Origin of the sequence: Flavonifractor sp. An92 (assembly GCF_002159175.1) — a bacterium.
Classification (GTDB): Bacteria; Bacillota; Clostridia; order Oscillospirales; family Oscillospiraceae; genus Pseudoflavonifractor_A.
Genome location: NZ_NFGZ01000010.1, coordinates 83,015 through 106,347 on the forward strand (window position 1 = coordinate 83,015; position 23,333 = coordinate 106,347).

A 23,333-nucleotide genomic window follows, 5' to 3' on the forward strand; every position below is an offset into this window, starting at 1 on the left:
AAGCGCATCCCGGCTTTCATTCTTCTGCGGCGGTATTTCCTTACTCTGGCGTGGCCAATTCCGGGCTTTCCGACTATCCGGAAAGCGTTGTACCCTGGCAATCGGGGCGGCCCCCTAAAGGCCGCCCTTTTGGAGGGGAGTGGAGAGGGGAACGAGAAGTTCCCCTCTCCTTCTTTTCTTTCCCCGGTTTCTTTTCGAGAAAAGAAATCGGGCGCTGTCCGCGCAGGACGCCTGTGCGGCGAGCACAAAACCTCCCGGCTTAGTCGGGCCGGATGTTTACAGCATCGCCTTCAACTCCTCCGCCCGGGCCCGCAGTGCCTCGGGGGAGGGGTAGTTGAGCTCCTCGCCCACAACAGCGTCGGCCTCGATGAGGGCCAGGTACAGCGGCCAGTGCCACTTAAGGGCGGGATGGAGCACGGTGAGCAGCTCCTCCTTCACTTCCGCCAGCCGCTCCTCCGGGCGTTCGAACTCACTCTGTCCGTAGCGGTCCCGGTACACGTCCCGGCCCGAGAGGTAGCACGTCAGCGCCAGGGGGAGCTTTTCCTCCGGGACCAGCTGCCGCAGCAGCCCCTCAACGGCGGTCTTTTGGGCCGCGCCGTGGGGGAAGGAGGCCCGCTCATACTTTTCCATGCTGCGCTGGCGCTGCCGGGGGGTCTCAAAGGAGAACCAGGAGAATCGATGTCCCATGGCGGCGCTCCTCAGCGGATGAAGTTGGTGCGGCTGTCCCGCTCGGCCTCGGGGGGCTGGATGCCCGCCTGAGCCCCGGCCTGGATGCAGGAGATGAGCCACACCAGATTCCGGGCGGCGTTGCGCATGGTCTGGAGGCCCTCCTTGTCCTGGAGCACCTCTTCGGGGGCGTTGCCGTGGACCATGGGCCAGTAGGTGGAAGAGACCACCGGCATCTGGTTGATGGTCAGGTGCTTCAGCACCGCGTCCAGAGAGGCGGTGGTGCCGGCCCGGCGGGCGGAGGCCACGGCGAAGCCGGGCTTGTGGGCGAAGGCGGTCTTATCCGCATAGAAGGCGCGGTCCAGGGCAGACAGGAGCCGTCCGGAGGGGTGGGCGTAGTACACGGGGGTGCCGAACACGAAGCCGTCGGCCTCCCGGGCCTTGCGGATGAGGTCGTTGACTACGTCGTCGTCAAAGACGCACTGGCCGTCGCCCTTCCGGGCGCAGCCGCCGCAGCCGATGCAGTCCCGCAGGGGGTCGCCCCCCAGCTGGAAGAGCTCCCACTCCGCGCCGCACGCCTCCAGGGTGTGGGCCACCTCCATGAGCGCGGTGTAAGTACAGCCCATCAGGTGGGCGCTGGAATTGACCAACAGAATCTTCATAGCGGAAACCTCCAAGAGAGAAAGATAAGAACAGTTTAGCACTCCGGGGGCAAAAATACAACTGCCTGGAAAAAACCGGGACACAGCAGGAGGGAGGTTCCTGCTGTGTCCCGGCGCTGGTTACGGCCGGTCCGAGAGGGGGGCGGACCGAGCCTGGAGGTCCGCCGCAGCGGCGACGAACTCCCGAAACAGGGGGTGGGGGCGATTGGGGCGGCTCTTGAATTCCGGATGGTACTGCACCCCAACGCAGAAGGGGTGGCCCGTCAGTTCCACCGCCTCCACCAGCCGCCCGTCGGGGGAGAGACCGCTCAGGACCAGCCCAGCCCCCTGGAGGGCGGTCCGGAAGGAGTTGTTGAATTCATAGCGGTGCCGGTGGCGCTCCGCGATGAGCGCCGTGCCATAGCACCGCTCCAGGGTGGTGCCCGGCTGCACGCAGCAGGGATAGCTGCCCAGGCGCAGGGTGCCGCCCTTGTCGATGTCGGCGCTCTGGCCGGGCATGAAGTCGATCACTTTGTGGGTACACATGGGGTCGAACTCACCGGAGTCGGCGTCGGGGAGCCCGGCCACGTGGCGGGCGAACTCGATGACCGCGATCTGCATGCCCAGGCAGATGCCGAGGTAGGGGATCTTCTGCTCCCGGGCGTAGCGGGCGGCGGAGATCATGCCGGGGATGCCCCGGTCACCAAAGCCGCCGGGGACCAGGATGCCGTCCAGTCCGGCCAGGATCTCCGGGGCGTTTTCATCGGTGATCGTCCCGGAGTCGATCCAGCGGATGTCCACCCGGCGGGAGAGAGCATATCCGGCGTGGCGCAGGGCCTCAGCCACCGAGAGGTAGGCGTCGTGAAGCTGAACGTACTTGCCCACCAGGCCGATGGTAACGGTTTCCCGGGTACTCTGGATGCGCTGGACCAGGTCGTTCCACTCGGTGAGGTCAGGCTGGGGAGCGTCGATGCCCAGCTCCCGGCACACCACATTGGAGAAGCCCGCCTTCTCCAGCATGAGGGGGGCCTCGTAGAGGGTGGGGAGGGTGACATTTTCGATGACACAGTCGGGTTTCACGTTGCAGAACCCGGCGATCTTTTCAAAAATGGTGGGGTCGGTGATGGGCTCGTCGCACCGCAGGACGATGAGGTCGGGGGAGATGCCGAAGCCCTGCAACTCCTTCACCGAGTGCTGGGTGGGCTTGGACTTGTGCTCGCCGGAGGCCTTCAGGTAGGGCACCAGGGTCACATGGATATACAGGGCGTTCTCCCGGCCCACCTCGTGACCCACCTGGCGGATGGCCTCCAGAAAGGGCTGGCTCTCGATGTCGCCGGTGGTGCCGCCGATCTCGGTGATGACCACGTCGGCCTCGGTCTTTTGGCCCACGGCGTAGATGAAGCGCTTGATCTCGTCGGTGATGTGGGGGATGGTCTGCACCGTCTTGCCCAGGTACTCGCCCCGGCGCTCCTTGGCCAGCACGTTGGCGTACACCCGCCCGGTGGTCAGGTTGGAGAACTGATTCAGGTTTTCGTCGATGAAGCGCTCATAGTGGCCCAGGTCCAGGTCGGTCTCGGCGCCGTCCTCGGTGACGAACACCTCCCCGTGCTGGTAGGGGCTCATGGTGCCCGGGTCCACATTGATATAGGGGTCCAGCTTCTGGGCGGCCACCTTCAGGCCCCGCGCCTTCAAAAGCCGCCCCAGCGAAGCGGCGGTGATGCCCTTGCCCAGGCCGGACACCACGCCGCCGGTCACGAAAATATACTTGGTCATACTGCCTCCTTGTCCCGCGCAACAGGCCGTTTTCTCCAGCTTTCCCGCGGAAAACGGCCATAATACACCCCGGAACACAAAAAAGGCGACGGCGTCCCGGAGCACATCCAAGACGCCGTTGCCTTTTCGATGGACCTACTATACGCGCTCGGGCGCAGTTTGTCAATGAAAATCTTGCACGGGCTTGGCAGTACATTTTTTAAAAGCGTTGTAAATACAACGGACGAACAGGGGCCGGACGGGGTATACTGCATAGCGTCACGACACAGCAGACCCCGCCGGTTTGGCGGGAGAACAGGAGGCAGTTTTATGTCTTATATCAAGAACATCCCCCACGAGGAGGTCCTGGGCCTGGCGGAGCAGGTGTCTGTCCTGGAGGGACAGGTGGTCAGCAAGACCCTGGCCCAGAACCGGCACGTCACTCTCACCCTCTTCGCCTTTGCCAAGGGGGAGGAGATCAGCACCCACGCCTCCACCGGCGACGCCATGGTGCTGGTGCTGGAGGGCGAGGCCCTGCTCACCGTGGACGGCAAGGAGCACCGCGTGAAGGCGGGGGAGACCCTCATCATGCCGGCCAACAAACCCCACGCCGTGTTTGCCGCCGAGGACATGAAGATGCTCCTCACGGTGGTGTTCCCCACCCAGCCCCGGAATTGAGAAAACACCTGCTTTTGGAGGAAATTATGGATAATCTGATGTTTTGTTACCAGTGCCAGGAGACCGCCGGCTGCACCGGCTGCACCCGCGCCGGTGTGTGCGGCAAGACCGCCCCGGTGGCCAACCGGCAGGACCTGCTGATTTTTGTGACCCGTGGGCTTGCCGCCCTTACCACCGCCCTGCGGGAGAAGGGGAAGGCCATCGACCCCGCGGTGGACCAGCTGGTCACCGTGAATCTCTTCACCACCATCACCAACGCCAACTTTGACCCCGACGCCATCGACGCCCGCATCCGGGAGACTCTGTCCGTGATGGACGGACTGAGGAAGGAGCTGGGGGATGTGTCCGCCCTGCCTGAGGCCGCCCGCTGGGACGGCTCCGGCGACTGGGAGGAGAAGGCCCGCACCGTGGGCGTCCTCTCCACCGAGAACGAGGACATCCGCTCTCTGCGGGAGCTCATCACCTACGGCCTGAAGGGTCTGGCCGCCTACACCAAGCACGCCAACGCTCTGGGCAAGTCCGACCCGGAGGTGGACGCCTTCCTGCAGCGTGCCCTGGCCGCCACCCTGGACGACTCCCTCACCGGCGACGAGCTCACCGCCCTGGCCCTGGAGACCGGCAAGTACGGCGTGCAGGGCATGGCCCTCCTGGACGAGGCCAACACCTCCGCCTACGGCAACCCCCAGATCACCAAGGTCAACCTCGGCGTGGGCAAGAACCCGGGCATCCTCATCTCCGGCCACGACCTGCGGGACCTGGAGATGCTGCTGGAGCAGACCCAGGGCACCGGTGTGGATGTGTACACCCACTCGGAAATGCTCCCCGCCCACTACTACCCCGCCTTCCGGAAGTACCCCCATTTCGTGGGCAACTACGGCAACGCCTGGTGGAAGCAGAAGGAGGAGTTCGAGTCCTTCCACGGTCCCATTCTCATGACCACCAACTGCATCGTGCCCCCCAAGGACAGCTACAAGGACCGGCTGTACACCACCGGCGCGGCGGGCTACCCCGGCTGTAAGCACATCCCCGGCGGCCCGGGAGAGTGGAAGGATTTTTCGGCTCTCATCGAGCAGGCCAAGCACTGCGCTCCGCCCCAGGAGATCGAGCGGGGCGAGATCGTGGGCGGCTTTGCCCACGCGCAGGTGCTGGCCCTGGCCGACCAGATCGTGGAGGCGGTCAAGTCCGGCGCTATCAAGAAGTTCGTGGTCATGGCCGGCTGTGACGGCCGGGCCAAGAGCCGCAACTACTACACCGACTTTGCCAAGGCCCTGCCCAAGGACGCCGTGATCCTCACCGCCGGCTGCGCCAAGTACAAGTACAACAAGCTGGACCTGGGCGACATCAACGGCATCCCCCGGGTGCTGGACGCGGGCCAGTGCAACGACTCCTACTCGCTGGCGGTCATCGCCCTGAAGCTGAAGGAGGTCTTTGGCCTGGACGATGTGAACGAGCTGCCCATCGTCTACAACATCGCCTGGTATGAGCAGAAAGCAGTCATCGTCCTGCTGGCCCTCCTGTCTCTGGGCGTGAAGAACATCCATCTGGGCCCCACCCTGCCCGCCTTCCTCAGCCCCAACGTGGCCAAGGTGCTGGTGGAGAACTTCGGCATCGCCGGGATCGGCACCGTGGAGGATGACCTGAAGCTCTTCTTCGGGGCGTAACCCCGGAGGATTTGCGCTCGCCGCGCGGGCCGCTTATCCAGCGGGGACCCGATTTCTTTTCTCGAAAAGAAACCGGGGAAAGAAAAGGCGGAGAGGGGAACTTCTCGTTCCCCTCTCCACTCCCCTCCAAAAGGGCGGCCTTTTAGGGGCCGCCCCGTTTTTTGCCGGGGTACAACGCTTTCCGGATAGGCGGAAAGCCCGGAATTGGCCACGCCATGCTTTGGAAATACCGCCGCAGCCGGATGAAGGCCGGGATGCGTTTTGGGGGAGTCCAGAGGGGGGTATCCCCCCTCTGGGCTTTCTTTCCCACCGCTTTCTTTGCAAAGAAAGCGGTGCCCTGTCCGGGTAGGACGCCCGCCCGGCGAGGGCAAAGTCTCTCCCCCTTGACATACCTTGACCATCCAGGTATACTATACTTAGAAGATCCAGGTATCAGAAAGGAGGGGACGAAATGAAGTTCGACAAGAGTCTGCTCAGCGGCAGCACCCGCCTTTTGGTGCTCTCCCTCCTGGCGGAGGAGGACTGCTACGGTTATCAGCTCATCCGCAAGCTGGAGGAGCGCTCCCAGAAGGTCTTTTCCCTCCAGGAGGGGACGCTGTACCCGGTGCTCCACAAGCTGGAGGGGGACGGCGCGGTGCGGGCCTACGAGAAGGAGGAGGGCGGCCGGAAGCGCCGGTATTACACCCTCACCGACCGGGGCCGGAAGCAGCTCAGCGAGGAAAAGGAGCAGTGGCATGCCTTTCAGACGGCCGTGGGCCGGGTGATCGGAGGGGAAGCCTATGGACTGGCGTGAGGACAGCCTCTCCCCGGAGGCGGATTTCATCCACGCGGTGGTGAAACAGGTCCGCTTCCGGCCCGACCGGCGCGCCATCGCCGAGGAGCTGCGGCAGCACCTGGACGAGAGCGCGGCCTGGCTGGAGGAGGAGCGGCAGCTCTCCCCGGAAGAGGCCCGGAAGGTGGCGTTGGCCCAGATGGGCGACCCGGAGGCGGTAGGAGAGGGGTTCAACCTCACCCACAAGCCCCTCCTGGGCTGGGCGTGGTACCTGAGCCGCATCCTCTGCGTGACGGTGTGCCTGACTCTGGGGCTGTATCTGGCCTATGTTCTGGTAGGCGTGACGGTAATCACCGTGGTGGACAGCCTGGAACAGACGGTCTTTTATCGGTATGAACAGCCGGTGGAGCGGGTGATTTCCGTTGAGAAAACCTTCGACCTGGGGCCCCACACCATGACCATCGACGAGGTGGCCCTGCTGGAGGACGGCAGCGCGATGGTGCGCTACCACGGCGTAGGCGGGCCCCGGGTGAACTGGCACGCGCCGGAGATCCGGGTCCTGGACGAGACGGGAAATTACCTGGGTGGCGGCGGCTCTTCCACTGCCGGCTGGATCAACTGGAAAGTCAGCGACTTCAAACTGCCTGAGGGGACGGAAGCGCTCACCCTCGGCTGGCCGGACCTTGATCCCGACGCGGTGGTGACCATTGACCTCACCGGTGGAGAGGGGGGAGCGGCATGACCCGAAAAGGTAAGCTCATCCGCAATCTGGCGGTGACGGCGGCGGTGTTTGTGGGGTTCCTCTTGGTTTGCGGGGTGTATCTGGACCCGGAAAACTGCGCTCTGGCCAGTGCCCGCCAACTCTACTTTGGAGACTGCACCGTCCGGGGCTGGGGCGACACGCCGGAGGGCGAGCGCATCTACATCCTGACCAATGAGGAGGACACCATCTCCTACTGCAAGGTCCGGCGGCATTTCTGGCTCTTCTGGACCACCGGGTCCTGCAGCAGCGGAAAGCAGATGGAGGAGGGCGCGCCGGTCTACATCGGTCGTCTGGGCAACGGAGAGCAGGGCACAGTCTGGTGCCTGCGGGCTTCCGAAGAGGTGCAGACCCTCTCATGGTACGGGAAAGAGACCAGCGTGTGGCACGGCGACGTGGCTATCCTCAGCGCCCCGGAGCGGAACGCCGCCTATGAGCCGGTGGAGGTCTACGACGGGGAGGGCAATCTCCTCTGGACCGACACCTTTTCTTAAAAAAGAACGCCCGGGACCGATTCTGGTCCCGGGCGTCCGGTGTGTATGGGTTTAACCCTCGGCGCAGCGGCTTTCGATGAGGGCTTCCTTGTCCTTCATGGCCTGGAGGGTGCGGGAGAGGAGGGTGTCCAGCTCCCAGCCCAGCAGCTCGGCGCCCTGGCGGATGGTGTCCCGGGAGCAGCCGGCGGCGAATTTCTTGTCCTTGAACTTCTTCTTGAGGCTGGAGAGCTCCATGTCCGACACGCTCTTGGAGGGGCGCATGAGGGCGGCGGCCCCGATGAGGCCGGTGAGCTCGTCGCAGGCGAAGAGGACCTTTTCCATCTCGTGCTCAGGGGCCACGTCGGCGCCGGTGAGGCCCCAGCCGTGGCAGACCACCGCGCGGATGAGGGCGGGCTCGGCCCCGGCCTCTTCCAGGAGGGCCCGAGCCTTCACACAGTGCTCCTCGGGCCAGCGCTCGAAGTCGATGTCGTGGAGCAGGCCCACGTTGGCCCAGAACGGGGCGTCCTCGCCGTAGCCCAGCTCGTGGGCGAACCAGTCCATGACGGCCTCCACGGTGTAGGCGTGGCGGAGGTGGAAGGGCTCCTGATTGTAGGTTTTCAGCAGGCTCACAGCCTGTTCACGGGTAAAAGCCATGGGAAATGTACTCCTTTCAACAGATAGGATGGAGGGGAATATGGACGAAGGAAATTGGTGGGTGTACATCCTCCGCTGTGCGGACGGGACGCTGTACACCGGCTCCACCACCGACGTGGAGCGGCGGCTTTCTCAGCACAACGCGGGCAAGGGGGCCAAATACACCCGCGCCCGCCGCCCGGCGGAGCTGGTCTACCGGGAGTTCTGCGGGAACCGGAGCGCGGCCCTGCGGCGGGAGGCGGCCATCAAGCGCCTCTCCCGGGCGGAAAAGCTGGCGCTCATCGCCCGAAGTGGGCTTACAGATTCCGGCCCAGGGCGCGGAAACGCTCCATAAGGGCGGCGTCCTTGGCCACCTCACCGGGGGCGTAGGCGCTGACGCCCTCAGAGAAGAGGACTTCCCAGTTCAGATACTCCCCGATGCAGGCGAACTGCTCCCGGATCAGGCGGTACTGGGGGGTGTCCAGCCCGTCGGCGCCCACGGCGACCACGCCGATCTTCTTGCCCTTGATGGCCGCGCCGCCGGCATAGAGCCGGTCAATGGCCAGCTTCAGCTGGGCGGAGATGCCCCACCAGTACACGGGGGAGCCGAAGATGATGCAGTCGGCCTCCAGCACCTTTTGCAGCAGGGCGGGGGCGTCGTCCTTCTGCACGCAGGTGCCGCCGTTCTTCCGGCAGGCGTCACAGCCCAGACAGGGGGCGATCTTCTGACTCTGGAGGTCTACCAGCTCCACCTGGTGGTTCTTTCCGGCCTCCTCGGCCAGGGCGGTGAGGAGGGTGCGGGTGTTGCCGTTTTTGCGGGGGCTTCCGTTGAGGATGAGGACCTTCACTTCCAAACAACTCCTTTTCCGTATTTTCTCTAGAATAATCCGTCCGGTGGGATTTTGCAAGAGCAAGCGACCGCCCCGGGAGCCAACGCTCCCGGGGCGGTCGTGTGTTTTGATTTAGCCGTTCTTGGCCCGGTCGGCCCGGATGAGGTTCTTGAGGCCCTCGATGCCCACCTCGATGGCGGCGGACAGGTCGTGGCTCTCCTCCTGGTCCAGCCCGGCGGCCTCCCGCTCCTGGTTCCAGATCACATGGAAGCAGGACCCGCAGCGTACGCCCAGCGCGGCGGCACAGCAGAAGAGGGCGGCGGACTCCATCTCGGAGGCCAGAACGCCCAGGCGCTTCCAGGCCTCCCACTTGTGGAGCAGCTCATAGGAGACCGGCATCCGGGTGGGGTCGTGCTGGCCGTAGAAGGAATCCTTGCACTGGACCACGCCGGCGTGCCAGGGTTTTCCCAGGGCCTTGGCGGCGGACACCAGGGCCTCCTGCACCTCGTAATCGGACACGGCGGGGAACTCGATGGGGGCGTACTCCCGGCTGGCGCCCTCATGGCGGACGGCGCCGGTGGCGATAATGACGTCATCGCTCTTCACCTTCAGGGCGATGCCGCCGCAGGTGCCCACCCGCACGAAGGTGTCGGCGCCCAGGTTGTGCAGCTCCTCCATGGCGATGACGGCGGAGGGGCCGCCGATGCCGGTGGAGCAGACGCTGACCTTTTCGCCCAGAAGGGTGCCGGTGTAGGTGGTGTATTCCCGGTTGGACTGGATTTTGACCGGATTGTCAAAATAGGCGGCGATCTTCTCGCACCGGCCGGGATCGCCGGGGAGGATGCAATAGCGGCCTACGTCGCCCTTGCCGCACTGGATATGGAATTGCAGCTCATGTTCATGCATTGGTTCACACCTCGCTGTTGTCGGGGACCGGCGCGCCGGTCCGGAGAAAAAAGGGAAACGAAGGCGGGGGAAACGGCTCCGGCGGCCTTCGTTTATCCATATTATAATCAAAAATGGGACAGAAAGCAAGATGATTTGTGCAATCTGTATACTGATTTTGCTTCTGTAACTTTTTGTGGTTGTTTTTTTCAGCTCCGTCCAGTAAAATATTCTGGAATGAATCACCGCGGAGGGGGCGGCACGGACCGGACCGCCGCGGTGAAAGCGAGGTGCCCGATGAAAAAACCGGTACTGATCAGCCTGCTTCTGCTGCTTTGCTGCGCGCTCGGGTGGGCGGTCTACCTTTTCACGAACACATACCGCCAGGGGACCCCGGTCCGCAACACGCTCAGCTCCACCACGGCCGCGTCGGCGGTGCCCAGCTACGACAGCACCCGGCCCGGCGTGACGGCCACGCCTACACCGCTGGATACGACGGACGACGCGCTGCTGCTGGAGCGGGCCGGCGAGGTGCTGGACGCCCTGGCCGACCAGGACTACACCGCGCTGTGCGCGCTGGTCCACCCCCAGCGTGGGGTGACTTTTACCCCGTATTCCACTGTGGACCCGGAAAACGACCTGTGCTTCCTGCCCGACCAGCTCAGCAAGGCCATCTCGGACGGGAGCACCTACCTGTGGGGCTTCACCAACGGGAAGGGGGACCACATCAATCTGACGGTCAGCGAGTACATCAGCCGCTATGTCTATAATGAGGACTACCGGAACGCGCCAGTGGTGAGCATCGACCAGATCGCGGTGTCCGGCAACGCGCTGGAGAACGTGCAGGAGGTCTTTTCCGACTGCCGCTTCGTGGAGTATTACTACCCCGGGGTAAAGCCGGAGATGGACAATTTTGACTGGTGCGCGCTGAAGGTGGTTCTGGCGCCCTATGCCGAGCAGTGGTATCTGGTGGGCCTGATCCATAGCGAATGGACCGTATAAGGGACGTACCGGCGCAAAAGCCGCAAAAAGGAGGACGTTTGTCCTCCTTTTTCTTTACTTGGTCAAAAATTGGCAAAAAACGGATAGATCGGACGCGATATATGTAAAATTGCTACAAAAATTGCGGCTAGACTGACGGGTTTTGTGTAAAAAGTAAAAAAACATCGTGATGGACAAAATGAAGTGACGAACTGCTTGCAAAACAGGTGGGGAATGCGCTAAGATTAGCTTGTTAAAAAGTGAAGGAAGCCAGAACTTAGCGGGGTTTCCAAAGAAGCAAAGGAGTTGGGAAGATGAATGTAGAGAATCTTTTCTGGGTTGGACTGGTAGGATCAGTCATTGCACTGCTCTTCGCCTGGATCCAGTGCCGGAAGGTGCTCCAGTTCTCCGAGGGCACCGATGTCATGAAGAAGCTGGCGGCTTCCATCCGGAAGGGCGCCAACGCCTACCTGAAGCGCCAGTATAAGACGGTGGTCAAGATTTTTGCCGTCGTGTTTGTGGTCCTGTTGGTCCTGGTGGCCACCCACCAGCTGGACAACTGGTTCATCCCCTTCGCGTTCCTCACCGGCGGATGCTACTCCGCCCTGGCGGGCTTCATCGGCATGAAGATCGCCACCTCCTCCAACGCCCGTACCGCCCACGCCGCTCATGAGAGCCTGAACCGCGGCCTGAACGTGGCCTTCTCCTCCGGCGCCGTCATGGGCTTCACCGTGGTGGGCCTGGGCCTGCTGGACATCTCCGTCTGGTTCCACATTCTGAAGTATGTGGCCGGCTTCGGCGCCGAGAAGATCGCCCAGACCATGGTCATGTTCGGCATGGGCGCCTCCTTCATGGCTCTGTTCGCCCGTGTGGGCGGCGGCATCTTCACCAAGGCCGCCGACGTGGGCGCCGACCTGGTGGGTAAGGTGGAGGCCGGCATCCCCGAGGATGACCCCCGCAACCCCGCTACCATCGCTGACAACGTGGGCGACAACGTGGGCGACGTGGCCGGCATGGGCGCCGACCTGTACGAGTCCTACGTTGGCTCCATCCTGGCTACCTTCGCGCTGGGCGCTTCCGCCTACGGCGGCGAGCTGGCCTGGAATGCCATGCTGCTCCCCCTGGCCATTGCCGTGCTGGGCGTGATCTGCTCCGTGCTGGGCACCTTCCTCATCCGCACCAAGGAAGGCGCCTCCCAGCGCGACCTGCTGGGCACCCTGCGTAAGGGCACCTACACCGCCGCTCTGCTGGCCGCCATCCTGGGCGCCCCGCTGACCTACTTCATCCTGGGCGACATGGGCGTTTATGTGGCCATCCTGGCCGGTCTGGTGGCCGGCTGCGCCATCGGTTACTTCACCGAGTACTACACCTCTGATACTTATAAGCCCACTCAGGGCCTGGCTTCCGCTACCGAGACCGGCCCCGCCACCACCATCATCGGCGGCATCTCCCTGGGCATGCTGTCCACCGCCGCCCCCGTCATCATCGTGGGTATCGCCATCATCGTGTCCTTCCTGGCCGCCGGCGGCTCCCTGGATACCGCCAACCATGAGGTCTATGAGGCCTGCTTCAACAAGGGCCTGTACGGCATCGGCATCGCCGCGGTCGGCATGCTGTCCACTCTGGGCATCACCCTGGCTACCGACGCCTACGGCCCCGTGGCCGACAACGCCGGCGGCATCGCCGAGATGAGCGGACTGGGCGAAGAGGTCCGCAACCGCACCGACGCTCTGGACTCCCTGGGCAACACCACCGCCGCCACCGGCAAGGGCTTCGCCATCGGCTCCGCCGCTCTGACCGCCCTGGCCCTGCTGGTCAGCTATGTGGACGTGGTGGAGACCAAGACCACCATCGACCTGTCCCTCACCAACCCCGCCGTCCTGGTGGGCATCTTCCTGGGCGCCATGCTGACCTTCATCTTCGGCGCTCTGACCATGAGCGGCGTGCAGCGCGCGGCCCAGTCCATCGTGGTGGAGGTCCGCCGTCAGTTCAAGGAGATCGCCGGCATCATGGAGGGCAAGGCCGATCCCGACTACGCCCGCTGCGTGGACCTGTGCACCCGCGGCGCTCTGCATGAGATGGTGGTTCCCTCCCTGCTGGCCATCATCGTGCCCATCGTCACCGGCTGCATCCTGGGCGTTGAGGCCGTCGTGGGCCTGCTGGGCGGCGTGACCGTCACCGGCTTCGCCATGGCCGTGTTCATGTCCAACGCCGGCGGCGCCTGGGACAACGCCAAGAAGTACATCGAGTCCGGCCAGCATGGCGGCAAGGGCTCCGAGTGCCACAAGGCCGCCGTCATCGGCGACACCGTGGGCGATCCCTTCAAGGATACCTCCGGTCCTTCCCTGAACATCCTCATCAAGCTGGTGTCCACCGTCTCCATCGTGTTCTCCGGTCTGGTCATCAGCGTCAGCCAGATCTTCCTGGGCTAACTCTGTGTGAAAAAGGTCCGGACATGCCGTTTCTGCGGCATGTCCGGACCTTTTCTGCTGGGAGAGGTCCCGGAAAACGGTTGACAGGCGGCGGAAGTTGGCGTATCCTAACACTGTTATAGTCATACAAAAAATGACATGCACGGCCGTGAAAACGGCGTGATCACCGGACGCGGGGCACCGCGTCCAGAAGCGGAGGAAACGGAAATGAATCTGGAAGAGCTGGCTGGAACGATCCAGATGGATCTGCAGGGAACGCTGGCCCGATTTGGCGGCAGCCGCGCGCTGCTGGTGCGTTTTCTGAAGAAGTTCCCCCAAGACACCACCTTCGAGACCCTGAAGGAGGCGGTGGCCGCGGGCGACGACGCAACGGTGGAGCGGGCCGCGCATACGCTGAAGGGTGTGGCGGCCAACCTGGGTCTGGAGCCGGTGCGCGCCGGCAGTGACGCGCTGGTGACCGCGGTGCGGACCGGGCGTCAGGCCGAGATTCCCGCCCTCTTTGAAACGCTGCGCGCGGATTACGAGGCCGCCGGTACGGCCATTGCCGCGCTGGCGGAATGAGGCGCGGAAAGTGAGGAACCAATAGTATGGCGGAGAGACAGACCATCCTGATCGTGGATGATGAGGAGATCAACCGCGCCATTCTGAGCATCACCTTCGGAGACGATTTCAACATTCTGGAGGCGGAGAACGGGCAGGAGGCGCTGGACTGCATCGAGGCCCACCCGGGCCAGATCGTGGCGGTGCTGCTGGACGTGGTGATGCCGGTGCTGGACGGGTTTTCCGTCCTGCGGGAGCTGGGGAAGCGGAAGCTGCTGGAGCAGCTGCCGGTGTTCCTCATCACGGCGGAAAATTCCGAGGAGAAGCTGCGCCTGGGCTACGACCTGGGGGCGGTGGATATCATCGAAAAGCCCATCGTGCCCTACTTCATTCGCCGCCGGATCGGCAACGTCATTCAGCTGAACAACCTGGTACGCACCCAGGACCAGATGCTGGCCGAGCAGGCCGAGGAGATCCAGGAGCTCAACAGCTCCATCCTGGAGACGCTGGCCACGGCCATCGAGTTCCGGGACCAGGAGTCGGGGGAGCACGTGCGCCGCATCCGGCAGCTCACGCTGCTGCTGCTGCACATCCTCATGGAGCGGTATCCGGAAAAATACCACTTTGACGAGGAGGAGCTGCGGCTCATTGCCGACGCGGCGGTGATGCACGATCTGGGCAAGATCGCCATTCCCGACAGCATCTTGAACAAGCCCGGCCGTCTCACGCCGGAGGAGTTCGAGATCATGAAGACCCACACCACCCAGGGCTGCGTGCTGCTGGACAGCGTGCCCCGCCTGCGGGAGAACCCGGTGTACGACTACGCCTATGACATCTGCCGCCACCACCACGAGCGCTGGAACGGCAGGGGCTATCCCGACGGACTGAAGGGGGAGGAGATCACCATCTGGGCCCAGGTGGTGGCGCTGGCCGACGTGTACGACGCGCTGGTGGGCGAGCGGGTCTATAAAAAAGCCTTCACCCATGAGAAGGCGGTGGATATGATCCTCAACGGGGAGTGCGGGGTGTTCAACCCCGACCTCATGGAGTGCCTGGCCCAGTCGCAGGAGCGGATCCGTCAGGAATTCCGGGAAGGAAAGCGCTAGAACAAGGGGCGCAGCCCGACGGGTGCCGGGGGGAGCGCTGCGGTAAAGGAGAGAAGAAGTATGGAATCTTTGGATGTGCGCCTGCGGGAATTGATCGCGGACGAGGTGAAGAAGCTGAACCGGCCGGACCTGTTCCGGGAGCCGCTGGTTGCCGTCTCGGCGGCGGACGACCCCCGATATGCCCAGCTCAAGACCATGATCGGCCCCTGGCATCTGGAGCCCCGGGAGCTGCTCCCCGATGCGGAGCGGGTCATCAGCTACTTCGTGCCCTTCACCCGCGAGGTGGTGCAGGACCCCCACCGCAGCTCCGGCGCGCCGGCGGTGTGGGGCGAGTCCTACATCGTGCTCAACGACTACTTCGACCAGATCGGCCGCTCGGTGTCCGCCCTGCTGGAGGGGGAGGGCTACTCCTGCTATCCCATCGCCGGCACCCACACCTATGACCCCAAGGATCTGAAGTCCATGTGGTCCCACCGCAGCGCCGCGGCCATCGCGGGGCTGGGGGCCTTCGGGGCCAACCGGATGCTCATTACGGAGAAGGGCTCCGGCGGGCGCTTCTGCACCATCCTGACCTCCGCGCCGCTGACGGTGAACACCGAGGAGGCGGAGGACCGCTGCATTTACCACAAAAACGGCAAATGCGGCCTGTGCTTCCGCAACTGCCCCGTGGGGGCGCTGAAGCCGGACGACTTCGACCGCTTCCGCTGCCACGACACGGTGCTCCTGCCCAACGCCGAGGAGCTGAAGGACATCGGCTTCTGCGACGTGTGCGGCCGGTGCATCAGCGTATGCCCCATGGCGTACCTGGAATAAGAGAAACGGCCCGGAAAGCTGCTGCTTTCCGGGCTGTTTTGCGCGTTTACAGCTCCAGCTGGGCGATGACCTCTTTGAGCTGCCTGGCGGAGGCGTGGAGGGCCTCATCCTCTTCGGGGCTAAGGGGGATCTCCAAAATGCTCTCCAGGCCGTTCTTGCCCACCACCGAGGGGATGGACAGGCACAGGCCGTCCAGGCCGTACTGCCCCTCCAACACCACCGACACGGGGAGGACCGACTCCTGATCCAGCACGATGCTCTCGGCGATGCGGCCCACCGCCATGGCGATGCCGTAGTAGGTGGCGCCCTTGCGCTCGATGATCTGGTAGGCGCTGTCCCGCACGTTCTCATAGATGCGCTGCATGGAGGCCCGGTGGTCGTAGTGGCCCCGCAGCTCGCAGAAGTCGTTCAGGTCGATGCCGGAGACGTTGGCGCCGCTCCACACGGCCAGCTCACTGTCGCCGTGCTCGCCGATGATGACGGCGTGGACGTTGCGGCTGTCCACCCGCAGGTGCTCGCCCAGCAGCTGCTTGAGCCGGGCGGTGTCCAGCACGGTGCCCGAGCCGAACACCCGGTTGGCGGGCAGGCCCGACATGTGCCACGCAGCGTAGGTCAGCACGTCCACCGGGTTGGATACGATGAGGAGGATGCCCTCGAAGTTCCGGCGGCGGATCTCGGGGATGATGGATTTGAGGATGGCCACGTTTTTGCCGATCAGGTCCAGGCGGGTCTCGCCGGGCTTCTGATTGGCACCGGCGGTGACGATGATGAGGCCGCAGTCGGCGGCGTCGTCGTAGTCGCCGGCGTAGATGTCCATGGGGGCGGTGTAGGGCAGACCATGGCTCAGGTCCATGGCCTCGCCCTCGGCCTTGGCGCGGTTGGCGTCGATGAGGACCAGCTCGGAGAACAGGCCCCGCTGCATCAGGGTAAAGGCGATGGACGCGCCCACGAATCCGCAGCCCACCACGGCGGCTTTCCGGGGATTGAGCATAAAAGACACTCCTTTCAGAGGGATGCTGTTAGTATGTACACACCGGCGGGAGAAATCGCATCTCCGTCCCGGCTGAATAAAGAATACCATGCTGGTAGGAATTTGGCGGTTGTAAAAACAACGAAAGGCAAAAAAATCCGGCCCGCCCCCTGAAGGGCGGACCGATTGAGCGGTGTGGAGTGGTATGGTACAATGGGGGAAAGTGAGGAGGGGACGCCATGCGCGAAAGAAGCTATACCACGCTTTGCGGCGACATCCACTACTGGGTCGGCGGGGTGGAGGACGGCCGGACGCTGGTCTTTTTGCCGGGGCTGACGGCGGACCACCGGCTCTTTGAGAAGCAGCTGGACTGCTTTGCGGAAACCTGCCGGGTGCTGGTGTGGGACCCGCCGGGTCACGGGGCCTCCTGGCCCTTCCAACTCTCGTTCCACCTGATGGACCAGGCGGAGTGGCTGGACGCCATCCTGGAGCGGGAGGGGGTCCATGCTCCGGTCCTGGTGGGCCAGTCCATGGGCGGATATGTGGGCCAGGCCTATACCCAGCGCTATCCGGGCAAGCTGGGCGGCTTCGTGGCCATTGACTCGGCGCCCCTCCAGCGCAAGTATGTCACAGGGGCGGAGCTTTGGCTGTTGAAGCGGATGGAGCCGGTCTACCGGTTTTGGCCGTGGAAGTGGCTGCTCTCCGCCGGCAGCCGCGGCGTGTCGGTGACGGAGTACGGACAGACTCTCATGCGGGAGATGATGCTGGTCTACCAGGGCGACCAAGTGCGCTATGCCCGCTTGGCCGGGCATGGGTTCCGGATGCTGGCGGAGGCCATGGAAGCGGATCTACCCTACCGTCTGGACTGTCCGGCGCTGCTCCTGTGCGGGGAAGCGGACCGGGCCGGGTCCTGCAAGCGGTACAACCGGGCATGGCACCGGGACACCGGCATTCCTCTCCACTGGTTAACGGGCGCGGGGCACAACGCCAACTGCGACCAGCCCCAGCAGGTGAATGAGTTGTTGGAGGACTTTATCCGGGCTCTTCCAGCCCCATGAGGCCCTTGTTCAGGCAGGACTCCAGATCGAATTTCTTGCACTCGCCGCTGTCCAGGGCCAGGAGCACATAGGGCCCCTGGAGCTGGAGGATGGAGCCGGGGCCGAAGCTCCGGTGGATCACCCGGGTGCCGGGCTGGTACTGGTCCAGCCGCCCGGTGTGGAGCTCGCCCTCCGCACCGGGGCTGGGGGCAGAAGGGGCCACGGCGGTGACAAAGGAGGAGACCGGGGGCGCGGGCTGGCCGAACTCCCGGGCGCAGGTGAGGATCTCCAGCTGCCGCTTGGCCCGGGTAAGGGCCACGTAGAAGAGCCGCCGCTCCTCCTCCAGGGTGGCCTGGTCCTCGGGGCTGAGCTTCTGGCCGGGGGAGGGCTCGGCCACGCTGGGGAAGATGCCGTCCTGCACGTCGATGAGGATCACCCGGGGGTACTCCAGGCCCTTGCTGGCGTGGACAGTGGAGAGGAGAAAGGGACAGCCCGCCCCGCCGGGGCCGCCCCGGGCCACGATGCCCTCCAATTCTTCCAGCCGCTGGAGGAACTGCTCCAACCCCGGATTCTGGTTGGCCAGGGCCAGCAGGGGGTGGAGGCGGCTGGTGTCGGCCCCCCGGTTTTTCAAATAATCGCCGTACCCCATGTACTGGATGATGCGGTTCACCGCCTGATAGCTGTTCCCCTCCAGCAGGTGGGTCAGGTGGGTGCGCAGGGCCTTCACCTTGCCGATGGCCCAGGGCTCCAGCCCCGGGGATTCCAGCAGGAGGGAAAAGACATTCTCCTCCGGGTGGGCGGACTGGCGGCGGAGGACAGCCTGGACCCGGTCCTTTTTCAGGGGACAGCCCAGCTTATAATAGAGCCGCTGGAAGAGCTCCCCGTCTCCCGGGCGGAAGGCCAGGCGGATGGCGTCGGTCACATCCCGCACGGTGTAGTGACTGAAAAAGAGCCCCTCCCCCGCCCGGCAGCGGTAGGGCACCCCCTCCTGTTCCAGCAGGTCGATGAGGGGGATGGCGCTGTAATGGTTGCGGTAGAGGACCGCCGTCTCCTCGGTGCAGTTTTTCGCCACCTCCAGCAGGTAGCGGTATTGGCTCCGGTAGTCCCGCAGGACGGTGTGCTTGATGGGCGGGCCGTCGGGGTTGCGGGTGAACATGTGCTTGTCCCGCCGCTCCCGGTTGCGGTGGATGAAGGAATCCGCCGGGCCCACGATGGCGGGGGTGGAGCGGAAGTTCTCCTCCAGAAAGAGGACGGCGGCGTCGGGGTAGATCTGGTCGAACTCCAATAACGCCTGAGGCCAGGCGGCCCGGAAGCCGTAGATGCTCTGGTCCTCGTCACCCACCAGAAAGAGGTTCCGCCGCGCCCCGGCCAGGAGCCGGAGGATGATGTGCTGGATTTTGGAGGTATCCTGGGCCTCGTCTACACAGATGTAGTGGTAGCGCCGCTGGAACTGCGCCAACACCGGCGGGCAGGAGCGGAGGATCTTCAGGCCGTAGACCATCTGGTCGTCGTAGTCCATTTTCCGGGTCTTTAAGAGCCGGTCCTGGTAGCGGCGGTAGAGGGGGAGGAAGTCCGCGCCGCTCTCCAGGCGGATGGCCTCCATCTCCTCCTCCCGCAGCATCATGTTCTTACAGAAGGTGATCTGAGTACGCAGCTCTTTTAAGTCGCTCTCGCTGGGGAACTGCTTGGTCTGCTCCAGCCACAGCTCCCGCAGCAGCCGGGTGATCTCGCCCTCGTCGGAGAGCAGCTCAAAGGCCACTCGGCCGGTGTGGCGCTCATAGGCCCGGATGATGCGGGCGCACAGGCCGTTGATGGTGCGGAACTCCAGCCGCCCCGCCAGCTCCTCCCCGAAAAGGGCCGCGCACCGGCGGCGCAGGTCGGCGGTGGCGGCCACGGTGTAGGTGACGGTGAGGATGTTCTCGGGCTCCACCTCCCGGCAGAACACCAGGCACCCCAGCCGGGAGAGCAGCACCGTGGTCTTGCCGCTGCCGGGGACGGCCAGCAGCAGCACCGGTCCCTCGGTGCGCTGGACGGCCACGGCCTGCTGGTCGGTGAGTGAGAGATTGAATTTGGTCCGGAAGCGCTCGTAGTCCATACCATACCTCGCTGTGCGTCATTAAAATAACATTATACCGCCTTTTGGGCCGGGAGACAAGCCGTTGCGCCCCCCGGAAAAAGCAGGTACAATCAGAGCAGAAAGGGGAGAGCGCCATGGACGAGCGGATGCAAGAGCTGGACCGGGCCATCCAAGCGGCCTCGGCGGACCAGAAGCGGCTCAAACAGATCAGCGCCCAGCTGGACGACCTGTACCGCCAGCAGGCGGAGCGGCGGGAGAAGCTGGACGAGGCCGCCCAAAACCTGCGGAAAGAGGAGAAGGATGTGGAGGACCTGGAGCACCTGAGCTTCAAGGCCCTCTGGACCGCCCTGACCGGCGACAAGGAGGAGCGGCTGAGCCGGGAGCGCCGGGAGGACCTGGCGGCCAAGTGCAAGTACGACCAGGCGGCGGAGGACCTGGACTATCTGGAAAAAAAGCTGACCGAGCTGCTCGGAGAGCGCAACCGCCTCCAGCAGATCCCCCACACCCTGGAGCGCCTCTGGTCGGAGAAGGCCGACCTCCTCAAGGCCCAGGGCGGCACGGTGGGGGAGGAGCTCACCGCGCTGGACCGGGAGCGGGCGGAGCTGGACGGTCAGGAGAAGGAGCTGCGGGAGGCCATTTCGGCCGGAGAATACGCCCGGCGGCTGCTGGAGGCGGTGCAGACCGACCTGGACAGCGCGGCGAGCTGGGGCACCTGGGACATGCTGGGGGGCGGGATGATGGCCACCCTGGCCAAGCACGACCGGCTGGACAGCGCCCGGACCAACATCAGCGCCGCCCAGCGGGCCCTGTCGGCCTTCCGCACCGAGCTGGCAGATGTGGGTCCGATGGAGGTGCCCGACGTGGAGATCGGGAGCTTTGCCACCTTTGCCGACTTTTTCTTCGACGACATTTTCTCGGACTGGTACGTCCAGACGGGTATCCGGACGGCCCAGGACGGGATCTCGGACGTCCGCTGGAAGGTGAACGCCGCCCTGGACCGGCTGCGCTGGGCCCGGGAGACGCTGGAGGAGCGCCGGGAGAAGTTGGAGGCGCGGCGGAAGGAGCTCCTCACCGACGCATAAAAAAGGGTCTGCCCCACGGGGCAGACCCTTTTTTATGCCTTATATCAGATGGTAGCCAGGAACTTCAGGAAGGCGGCTTTGCCCTCCTCGGTGCGCTTGTACACGCCCGCGTGCTCCAGCACCTGGGCAAAGACCAGGCCGGTCTCCTTCTGCACGATCTCCAGGGCGTTTTCCTTGGTGATCTGGTACTTGCCCTTGAAACCCTCGGCCCAGGCGGCGTGGGAGGCGGTAAGGGGGTCGGCGGTGAGGTCGGCCCCGTCGGCCAGCTTCTCGGCCACGGCGGCCAGCTCCGCCTTCAGCCGGGCGGGCAGCACGGCCAGACCCATCACCTCGATGAGGCCGATGTTCTCCTTCTTGATGTGGTGGAGCTCGGCGTGGGGGTGATAGACGCCCAGGGGGTGCTCGTCGGTGGTGATGTTGTTCCGCAGCACCAGGTCCAGCTCGTAGTCGCTGCCGCGGCGGCGGGCGATGGGGGTGATGGTGTTGTGGGGCTCGCCGTTGGTCTCGGCGAAGAGGAAGGCGTCGGCGTCGGTGTAGCCCCGCCAGGCGTCCAGGATGCGGTCGGCCAGGTCGATGAGCCGCTGGGGGTCGGCGGCGGTGAGGCGTACCACCGACATGGGCCACTTCACGATGCCGGCCTTCACATCTTCATAGCCGGGGAAGGTGAAGGGAGTCTCCACCGGGGCCTTCTCCATGGCGAAGGTGTACCGGCCGCCCTGGAAGTGGTCGTGGGCCAGGATGGAGCCGCCCACGATGGGCAGATCCGCGTTGGAGCCCACGAAGTAATGGGGGAACTGGCCCACAAAGTCCAGGAGCTTGCCGAAGCACGCCCGGTCGATCTTCATGGGGGTGTGGACGCTGTTGAGGCAGATGCAGTGCTCGTTGTAATAGACGTAGGGGGAGTACTGCAGGAACCAGGGAGAGCCGTTGATGGTGATGGGGACGATGCGGTGGTTCTGGCGGGCGGGGTGGTTGACCCGGCCGGCGTAGCCCTCGTTCTCGGCGCACAGCTGGCAGCGGGGATAGGCCGAGGCGGGCAGGTTCCGGGCGGCGGCAATGGCCTTGGGGTCCTTCTCCGGCTTGGAGAGGTTGATGGTGATGTCCAGCTCGCCGTATTCGGTGGGAGCCTTCCACTGCATGTCCTTGGCGATGCGGTCCCGGCGGATGTAGTTGGTGTCCTGGCTGAACTGGTAGTACCAGTCGGTGGCCTTCTGGGGGTCCTCGGCGCGGAGGGCCTGGAACTTCTCAATGACCTGGGCGGGGCGGGGGGTCAGCGCGCCCATGATCTTGGTGTCGAAGAGGTCCCGGTAGACGATGGAGTTCTCCTTCATCACGCCCCGGGCGTAGGCGTCGTCCATCAGCTCATCCAGGACGGCGGGCAGGTCCACCTCGCCCACTTCCTCGCCGGTGGGGGCGTAGCTGTCCAGCTCCAGCACTTCCAGCAGGGCGTTGGCGGCCCAGTGCTCCTCGCAGGGCTGGATGAGGCCCTTGCGCAGGGCGTAGGTCAGCAGCTGCTCAATGGCGCGGTCCACCATGGCTCAGACCTCCTCGTACCCGTGGGGATGGGTGCTGTGCCACTTCCAGGCGGTCTCGATGATGGTGTTGAGGTCGTTGTACTGAGGCTTCCAGCCCAGGACGTTGACCGCCTTCTCGGAGGAGGCGATGAGCTGGGCGGGGTCGCCGGCGCGGCGGGGGGAGACCACGGCGGGGATGGGATGGCCGGTGACGGAGCGGGCCACGTCGATGACTTCCTTGACGGTGAAGCCCACGCCGTTGCCCAGGTTAAAGACGTTGTTGTCGCCGCCGTTCAGGAGGTAATCCAGGGCCAGGATGTGGGCCTGGGCCAGGTCGGTGACGTGGATGTAGTCGCGCACGCAGGTGCCGTCCTTGGTGGGGTAGTCGTCGCCAAAGACGCTGATCTGCTTCCGGGTGCCGTTGGCCACCTGGAGGATGATGGGGATGAGGTGAGTCTCGGGGTCATGGGCCTCGCCGATCTTGCCGGAGGGGTGAGCGCCGCAGGCGTTGAAGTAGCGGAGCGCCACGTACTTGAGGCCGTGGGCCTGGGACACCCAGCTCATCATCTGCTCCATGGACAGCTTCGTGTTGCCGTAGCAGTTGGTGGGCACGGTCTTGTCGGTCTCCAGGATGGGCACCCGCTCGGGCTCGCCGTAGGTGGCGGCGGTGGAGGAGAAGACGATCTTGTTCACACCGTGGGCCACCATGGCCTGGAGGAGCACCATGGTGCCGTAGAGGTTGTTGTCATAGTACTTGAGGGGGTCGGACATGGACTCGCCCACCTGGGAGGAGGCGGCGAAGTGGATGACGCCGTCGATCTTCTCGGCCTGGAACAGGGTATCCAGGGCCCCGCGGTCCCGGATGTCCAGCTGATAGAAGCGGGCCTTGGGGTGGACCGCCGCCTTGAAGCCGGTGAACAGGTTGTCGGCCACCACTACGTCGCGGCCGGCCTCGATGAGCTCATAGACCGTGTGGGAGCCGATGTAGCCAGCTCCGCCCAAAACCAGAATCGCCATAACAAAACACCCT

General features: G+C 64.4%; 23 protein-coding genes. 13 read left to right on the forward strand and 10 right to left on the reverse strand.

The genetic code is table 11. The features are described from left to right. Window positions 1-276 precede the first annotated feature (276 nt). The 3 genes from B5G43_RS08980 to B5G43_RS08990 form a co-directional block, all read right to left on the reverse strand. Window positions 277-687 carry a hypothetical protein gene (locus B5G43_RS08980; RefSeq protein WP_087260409.1) on the reverse strand — a complete coding sequence of 137 codons (411 nt, stop codon included), beginning with the start codon at window positions 685-687 and terminating at the stop codon, window positions 277-279. Window positions 688-698: 11 nt separating this feature from the next. Further along, window positions 699-1,328: a flavodoxin family protein gene (locus tag B5G43_RS08985; protein ID WP_087260411.1), complete on the reverse strand. Its 630-nt coding sequence runs from the start codon at window positions 1,326-1,328 to the stop codon at window positions 699-701. Between the two features lie 120 nt (window positions 1,329-1,448). Next, window positions 1,449-3,080: a CTP synthase gene (locus tag B5G43_RS08990; protein WP_087260413.1), complete on the reverse strand. Its 1,632-nt coding sequence runs from the start codon at window positions 3,078-3,080 to the stop codon at window positions 1,449-1,451. A gap of 309 nt (window positions 3,081-3,389) precedes the next feature. Here B5G43_RS08990 and B5G43_RS08995 point away from each other — a divergent pair, with 309 nt between their 5' ends. The 5 genes from B5G43_RS08995 to B5G43_RS09015 all read left to right on the forward strand — a co-directional run bounded on the left by B5G43_RS08995 (window position 3,390) and on the right by B5G43_RS09015 (window position 7,424). Next, window positions 3,390-3,737 carry a cupin domain-containing protein gene (locus B5G43_RS08995; RefSeq protein ID WP_087260415.1) on the forward strand — a complete coding sequence of 116 codons (348 nt, stop codon included), beginning with the start codon at window positions 3,390-3,392 and terminating at the stop codon, window positions 3,735-3,737. A gap of 26 nt (window positions 3,738-3,763) precedes the next feature. Then, window positions 3,764-5,398 carry a hydroxylamine reductase gene (gene hcp / locus B5G43_RS09000; RefSeq protein WP_087260417.1) on the forward strand — a complete coding sequence of 545 codons (1,635 nt, stop codon included), beginning with the start codon at window positions 3,764-3,766 and terminating at the stop codon, window positions 5,396-5,398. A 451-nt stretch (window positions 5,399-5,849) separates the two neighbouring features. Further along, on the forward strand, window positions 5,850-6,191 hold the full coding sequence (locus B5G43_RS09005) for a helix-turn-helix transcriptional regulator (RefSeq protein ID WP_087260419.1): 342 nt from the start codon (window positions 5,850-5,852) through the stop codon (window positions 6,189-6,191). Continuing rightward, complete coding sequence (locus B5G43_RS17325; RefSeq protein ID WP_087260421.1) at window positions 6,178-6,912, forward strand: permease prefix domain 1-containing protein; 735 nt, start codon at window positions 6,178-6,180, stop codon at window positions 6,910-6,912. Before B5G43_RS09005 ends, B5G43_RS17325 begins: the two co-directional genes overlap by 14 nt. Further along, entirely contained in the window at window positions 6,909-7,424 is a 516-nt protein-coding gene (locus tag B5G43_RS09015) for a hypothetical protein (RefSeq protein ID WP_087260424.1), read from the forward strand. Before B5G43_RS17325 ends, B5G43_RS09015 begins: the two co-directional genes overlap by 4 nt. Before the next feature lie 51 nt (window positions 7,425-7,475). Here B5G43_RS09015 and B5G43_RS09020 read toward each other — a convergent pair whose 3' ends face one another. Further along, window positions 7,476-8,057: a hydrolase gene (locus B5G43_RS09020; protein WP_087260425.1), complete on the reverse strand. Its 582-nt coding sequence runs from the start codon at window positions 8,055-8,057 to the stop codon at window positions 7,476-7,478. Window positions 8,058-8,097: 40 nt separating this feature from the next. On the opposite strand from B5G43_RS09020, the gene B5G43_RS09025 reads away from it, so the two are divergent. Then, window positions 8,098-8,391, forward strand: a complete 294-nt coding sequence (locus tag B5G43_RS09025) for a GIY-YIG nuclease family protein (protein WP_204244499.1) — start codon at window positions 8,098-8,100, stop codon at window positions 8,389-8,391. On the opposite strand, the gene B5G43_RS09030 is transcribed toward B5G43_RS09025, so the two are convergent. After that, window positions 8,354-8,884 (reverse strand): NAD(P)H-dependent oxidoreductase, encoded by a 531-nt coding sequence (locus B5G43_RS09030; RefSeq protein WP_087260429.1) that lies wholly within the window; start codon window positions 8,882-8,884, stop codon window positions 8,354-8,356. The two genes, B5G43_RS09025 and B5G43_RS09030, sit on opposite strands and share 38 nt — an antisense overlap. Before the next feature lie 114 nt (window positions 8,885-8,998). Next, a complete protein-coding gene (udp, locus tag B5G43_RS09035) occupies window positions 8,999-9,772 on the reverse strand; it encodes a uridine phosphorylase (RefSeq protein ID WP_087260431.1) in 774 nt (257 codons plus the stop codon). Between the two features lie 276 nt (window positions 9,773-10,048). Here udp and B5G43_RS09040 point away from each other — a divergent pair, with 276 nt between their 5' ends. The 5 genes from B5G43_RS09040 (at window position 10,049) to B5G43_RS09060 (ending at window position 15,623) form a co-directional block, all read left to right on the forward strand. Beyond that, the gene (locus B5G43_RS09040; protein ID WP_087260434.1) at window positions 10,049-10,753 is read left to right on the forward strand and encodes a hypothetical protein; all 705 of its coding nucleotides are present in this window, start codon (window positions 10,049-10,051) and stop codon (window positions 10,751-10,753) included. A 293-nt stretch (window positions 10,754-11,046) separates the two neighbouring features. Further along, the gene (locus tag B5G43_RS09045) at window positions 11,047-13,164 is read left to right on the forward strand and encodes a sodium-translocating pyrophosphatase (protein ID WP_087260436.1); all 2,118 of its coding nucleotides are present in this window, start codon (window positions 11,047-11,049) and stop codon (window positions 13,162-13,164) included. A gap of 207 nt (window positions 13,165-13,371) precedes the next feature. Next, the gene (locus B5G43_RS09050; protein ID WP_087377663.1) at window positions 13,372-13,725 is read left to right on the forward strand and encodes an Hpt domain-containing protein; all 354 of its coding nucleotides are present in this window, start codon (window positions 13,372-13,374) and stop codon (window positions 13,723-13,725) included. Between the two features lie 26 nt (window positions 13,726-13,751). Beyond that, window positions 13,752-14,810, forward strand: coding sequence for an HD domain-containing phosphohydrolase (locus tag B5G43_RS09055; protein ID WP_087260440.1), 1,059 nt, complete (start codon window positions 13,752-13,754; stop codon window positions 14,808-14,810). Window positions 14,811-14,870: 60 nt separating this feature from the next. Beyond that, the gene (locus tag B5G43_RS09060) at window positions 14,871-15,623 is read left to right on the forward strand and encodes an epoxyqueuosine reductase (protein ID WP_087260442.1); all 753 of its coding nucleotides are present in this window, start codon (window positions 14,871-14,873) and stop codon (window positions 15,621-15,623) included. A 46-nt stretch (window positions 15,624-15,669) separates the two neighbouring features. On the opposite strand, the gene B5G43_RS09065 is transcribed toward B5G43_RS09060, so the two are convergent. Beyond that, a complete protein-coding gene (locus B5G43_RS09065) occupies window positions 15,670-16,614 on the reverse strand; it encodes an L-lactate dehydrogenase (protein ID WP_087260444.1) in 945 nt (314 codons plus the stop codon). Between the two features lie 218 nt (window positions 16,615-16,832). Between B5G43_RS09065 and B5G43_RS09070 the strand changes: the two genes are divergently transcribed. After that, a complete protein-coding gene (locus tag B5G43_RS09070; protein ID WP_087260446.1) occupies window positions 16,833-17,651 on the forward strand; it encodes an alpha/beta hydrolase in 819 nt (272 codons plus the stop codon). Here the strand turns inward: B5G43_RS09070 and B5G43_RS09075 are convergent. Further along, a complete protein-coding gene (locus tag B5G43_RS09075; RefSeq protein WP_087260448.1) occupies window positions 17,626-19,725 on the reverse strand; it encodes an ATP-dependent helicase in 2,100 nt (699 codons plus the stop codon). The two genes, B5G43_RS09070 and B5G43_RS09075, sit on opposite strands and share 26 nt — an antisense overlap. 116 nt (window positions 19,726-19,841) lie before the next feature. Here B5G43_RS09075 and B5G43_RS09080 point away from each other — a divergent pair, with 116 nt between their 5' ends. After that, a complete protein-coding gene (locus B5G43_RS09080; RefSeq protein WP_087260449.1) occupies window positions 19,842-20,789 on the forward strand; it encodes a hypothetical protein in 948 nt (315 codons plus the stop codon). A gap of 44 nt (window positions 20,790-20,833) precedes the next feature. Here the strand turns inward: B5G43_RS09080 and galT are convergent, their stop codons facing one another. Continuing rightward, window positions 20,834-22,324: a UDP-glucose--hexose-1-phosphate uridylyltransferase gene (gene galT, locus B5G43_RS09085; protein WP_087260451.1), complete on the reverse strand. Its 1,491-nt coding sequence runs from the start codon at window positions 22,322-22,324 to the stop codon at window positions 20,834-20,836. A 3-nt stretch (window positions 22,325-22,327) separates the two neighbouring features. Beyond that, window positions 22,328-23,320, reverse strand: coding sequence for a UDP-glucose 4-epimerase GalE (galE, locus tag B5G43_RS09090; RefSeq protein WP_087260452.1), 993 nt, complete (start codon window positions 23,318-23,320; stop codon window positions 22,328-22,330). Window positions 23,321-23,333: the final 13 nt, after the last annotated feature.

Bases quoted from the DNA above. Each gene is read 5' to 3' on its own strand.
- B5G43_RS09025 (WP_204244499.1), top strand. From the start codon at position 8,098: ATGGACGAAGGAAATTGGTGGGTGTACATCCTCCGCTGTGCGGACGGG.
- B5G43_RS08990 (WP_087260413.1), bottom strand. From the start codon at position 3,080: ATGACCAAGTATATTTTCGTGACCGGCGGCGTGGTGTCCGGCCTGGGC.
- B5G43_RS09005 (WP_087260419.1), top strand. From the start codon at position 5,850: ATGAAGTTCGACAAGAGTCTGCTCAGCGGCAGCACCCGCCTTTTGGTG.
- B5G43_RS09020 (WP_087260425.1), bottom strand. From the start codon at position 8,057: ATGGCTTTTACCCGTGAACAGGCTGTGAGCCTGCTGAAAACCTACAAT.
- B5G43_RS09040 (WP_087260434.1), top strand. From the start codon at position 10,049: ATGAAAAAACCGGTACTGATCAGCCTGCTTCTGCTGCTTTGCTGCGCG.
- udp (WP_087260431.1), bottom strand. From the start codon at position 9,772: ATGCATGAACATGAGCTGCAATTCCATATCCAGTGCGGCAAGGGCGAC.
- galT (WP_087260451.1), bottom strand. From the start codon at position 22,324: ATGGTGGACCGCGCCATTGAGCAGCTGCTGACCTACGCCCTGCGCAAG.
- B5G43_RS08980 (WP_087260409.1), bottom strand. From the start codon at position 687: ATGGGACATCGATTCTCCTGGTTCTCCTTTGAGACCCCCCGGCAGCGC.
- B5G43_RS09055 (WP_087260440.1), top strand. From the start codon at position 13,752: ATGGCGGAGAGACAGACCATCCTGATCGTGGATGATGAGGAGATCAAC.
- B5G43_RS09050 (WP_087377663.1), top strand. From the start codon at position 13,372: ATGAATCTGGAAGAGCTGGCTGGAACGATCCAGATGGATCTGCAGGGA.
- galE (WP_087260452.1), bottom strand. From the start codon at position 23,320: ATGGCGATTCTGGTTTTGGGCGGAGCTGGCTACATCGGCTCCCACACG.
- B5G43_RS09015 (WP_087260424.1), top strand. From the start codon at position 6,909: ATGACCCGAAAAGGTAAGCTCATCCGCAATCTGGCGGTGACGGCGGCG.
- B5G43_RS09060 (WP_087260442.1), top strand. From the start codon at position 14,871: ATGGAATCTTTGGATGTGCGCCTGCGGGAATTGATCGCGGACGAGGTG.
- B5G43_RS08995 (WP_087260415.1), top strand. From the start codon at position 3,390: ATGTCTTATATCAAGAACATCCCCCACGAGGAGGTCCTGGGCCTGGCG.
- B5G43_RS09070 (WP_087260446.1), top strand. From the start codon at position 16,833: ATGCGCGAAAGAAGCTATACCACGCTTTGCGGCGACATCCACTACTGG.
- B5G43_RS09075 (WP_087260448.1), bottom strand. From the start codon at position 19,725: ATGGACTACGAGCGCTTCCGGACCAAATTCAATCTCTCACTCACCGAC.
- B5G43_RS09080 (WP_087260449.1), top strand. From the start codon at position 19,842: ATGGACGAGCGGATGCAAGAGCTGGACCGGGCCATCCAAGCGGCCTCG.
- hcp (WP_087260417.1), top strand. From the start codon at position 3,764: ATGGATAATCTGATGTTTTGTTACCAGTGCCAGGAGACCGCCGGCTGC.
- B5G43_RS08985 (WP_087260411.1), bottom strand. From the start codon at position 1,328: ATGAAGATTCTGTTGGTCAATTCCAGCGCCCACCTGATGGGCTGTACT.
- B5G43_RS09065 (WP_087260444.1), bottom strand. From the start codon at position 16,614: ATGCTCAATCCCCGGAAAGCCGCCGTGGTGGGCTGCGGATTCGTGGGC.
- B5G43_RS17325 (WP_087260421.1), top strand. From the start codon at position 6,178: ATGGACTGGCGTGAGGACAGCCTCTCCCCGGAGGCGGATTTCATCCAC.
- B5G43_RS09045 (WP_087260436.1), top strand. From the start codon at position 11,047: ATGAATGTAGAGAATCTTTTCTGGGTTGGACTGGTAGGATCAGTCATT.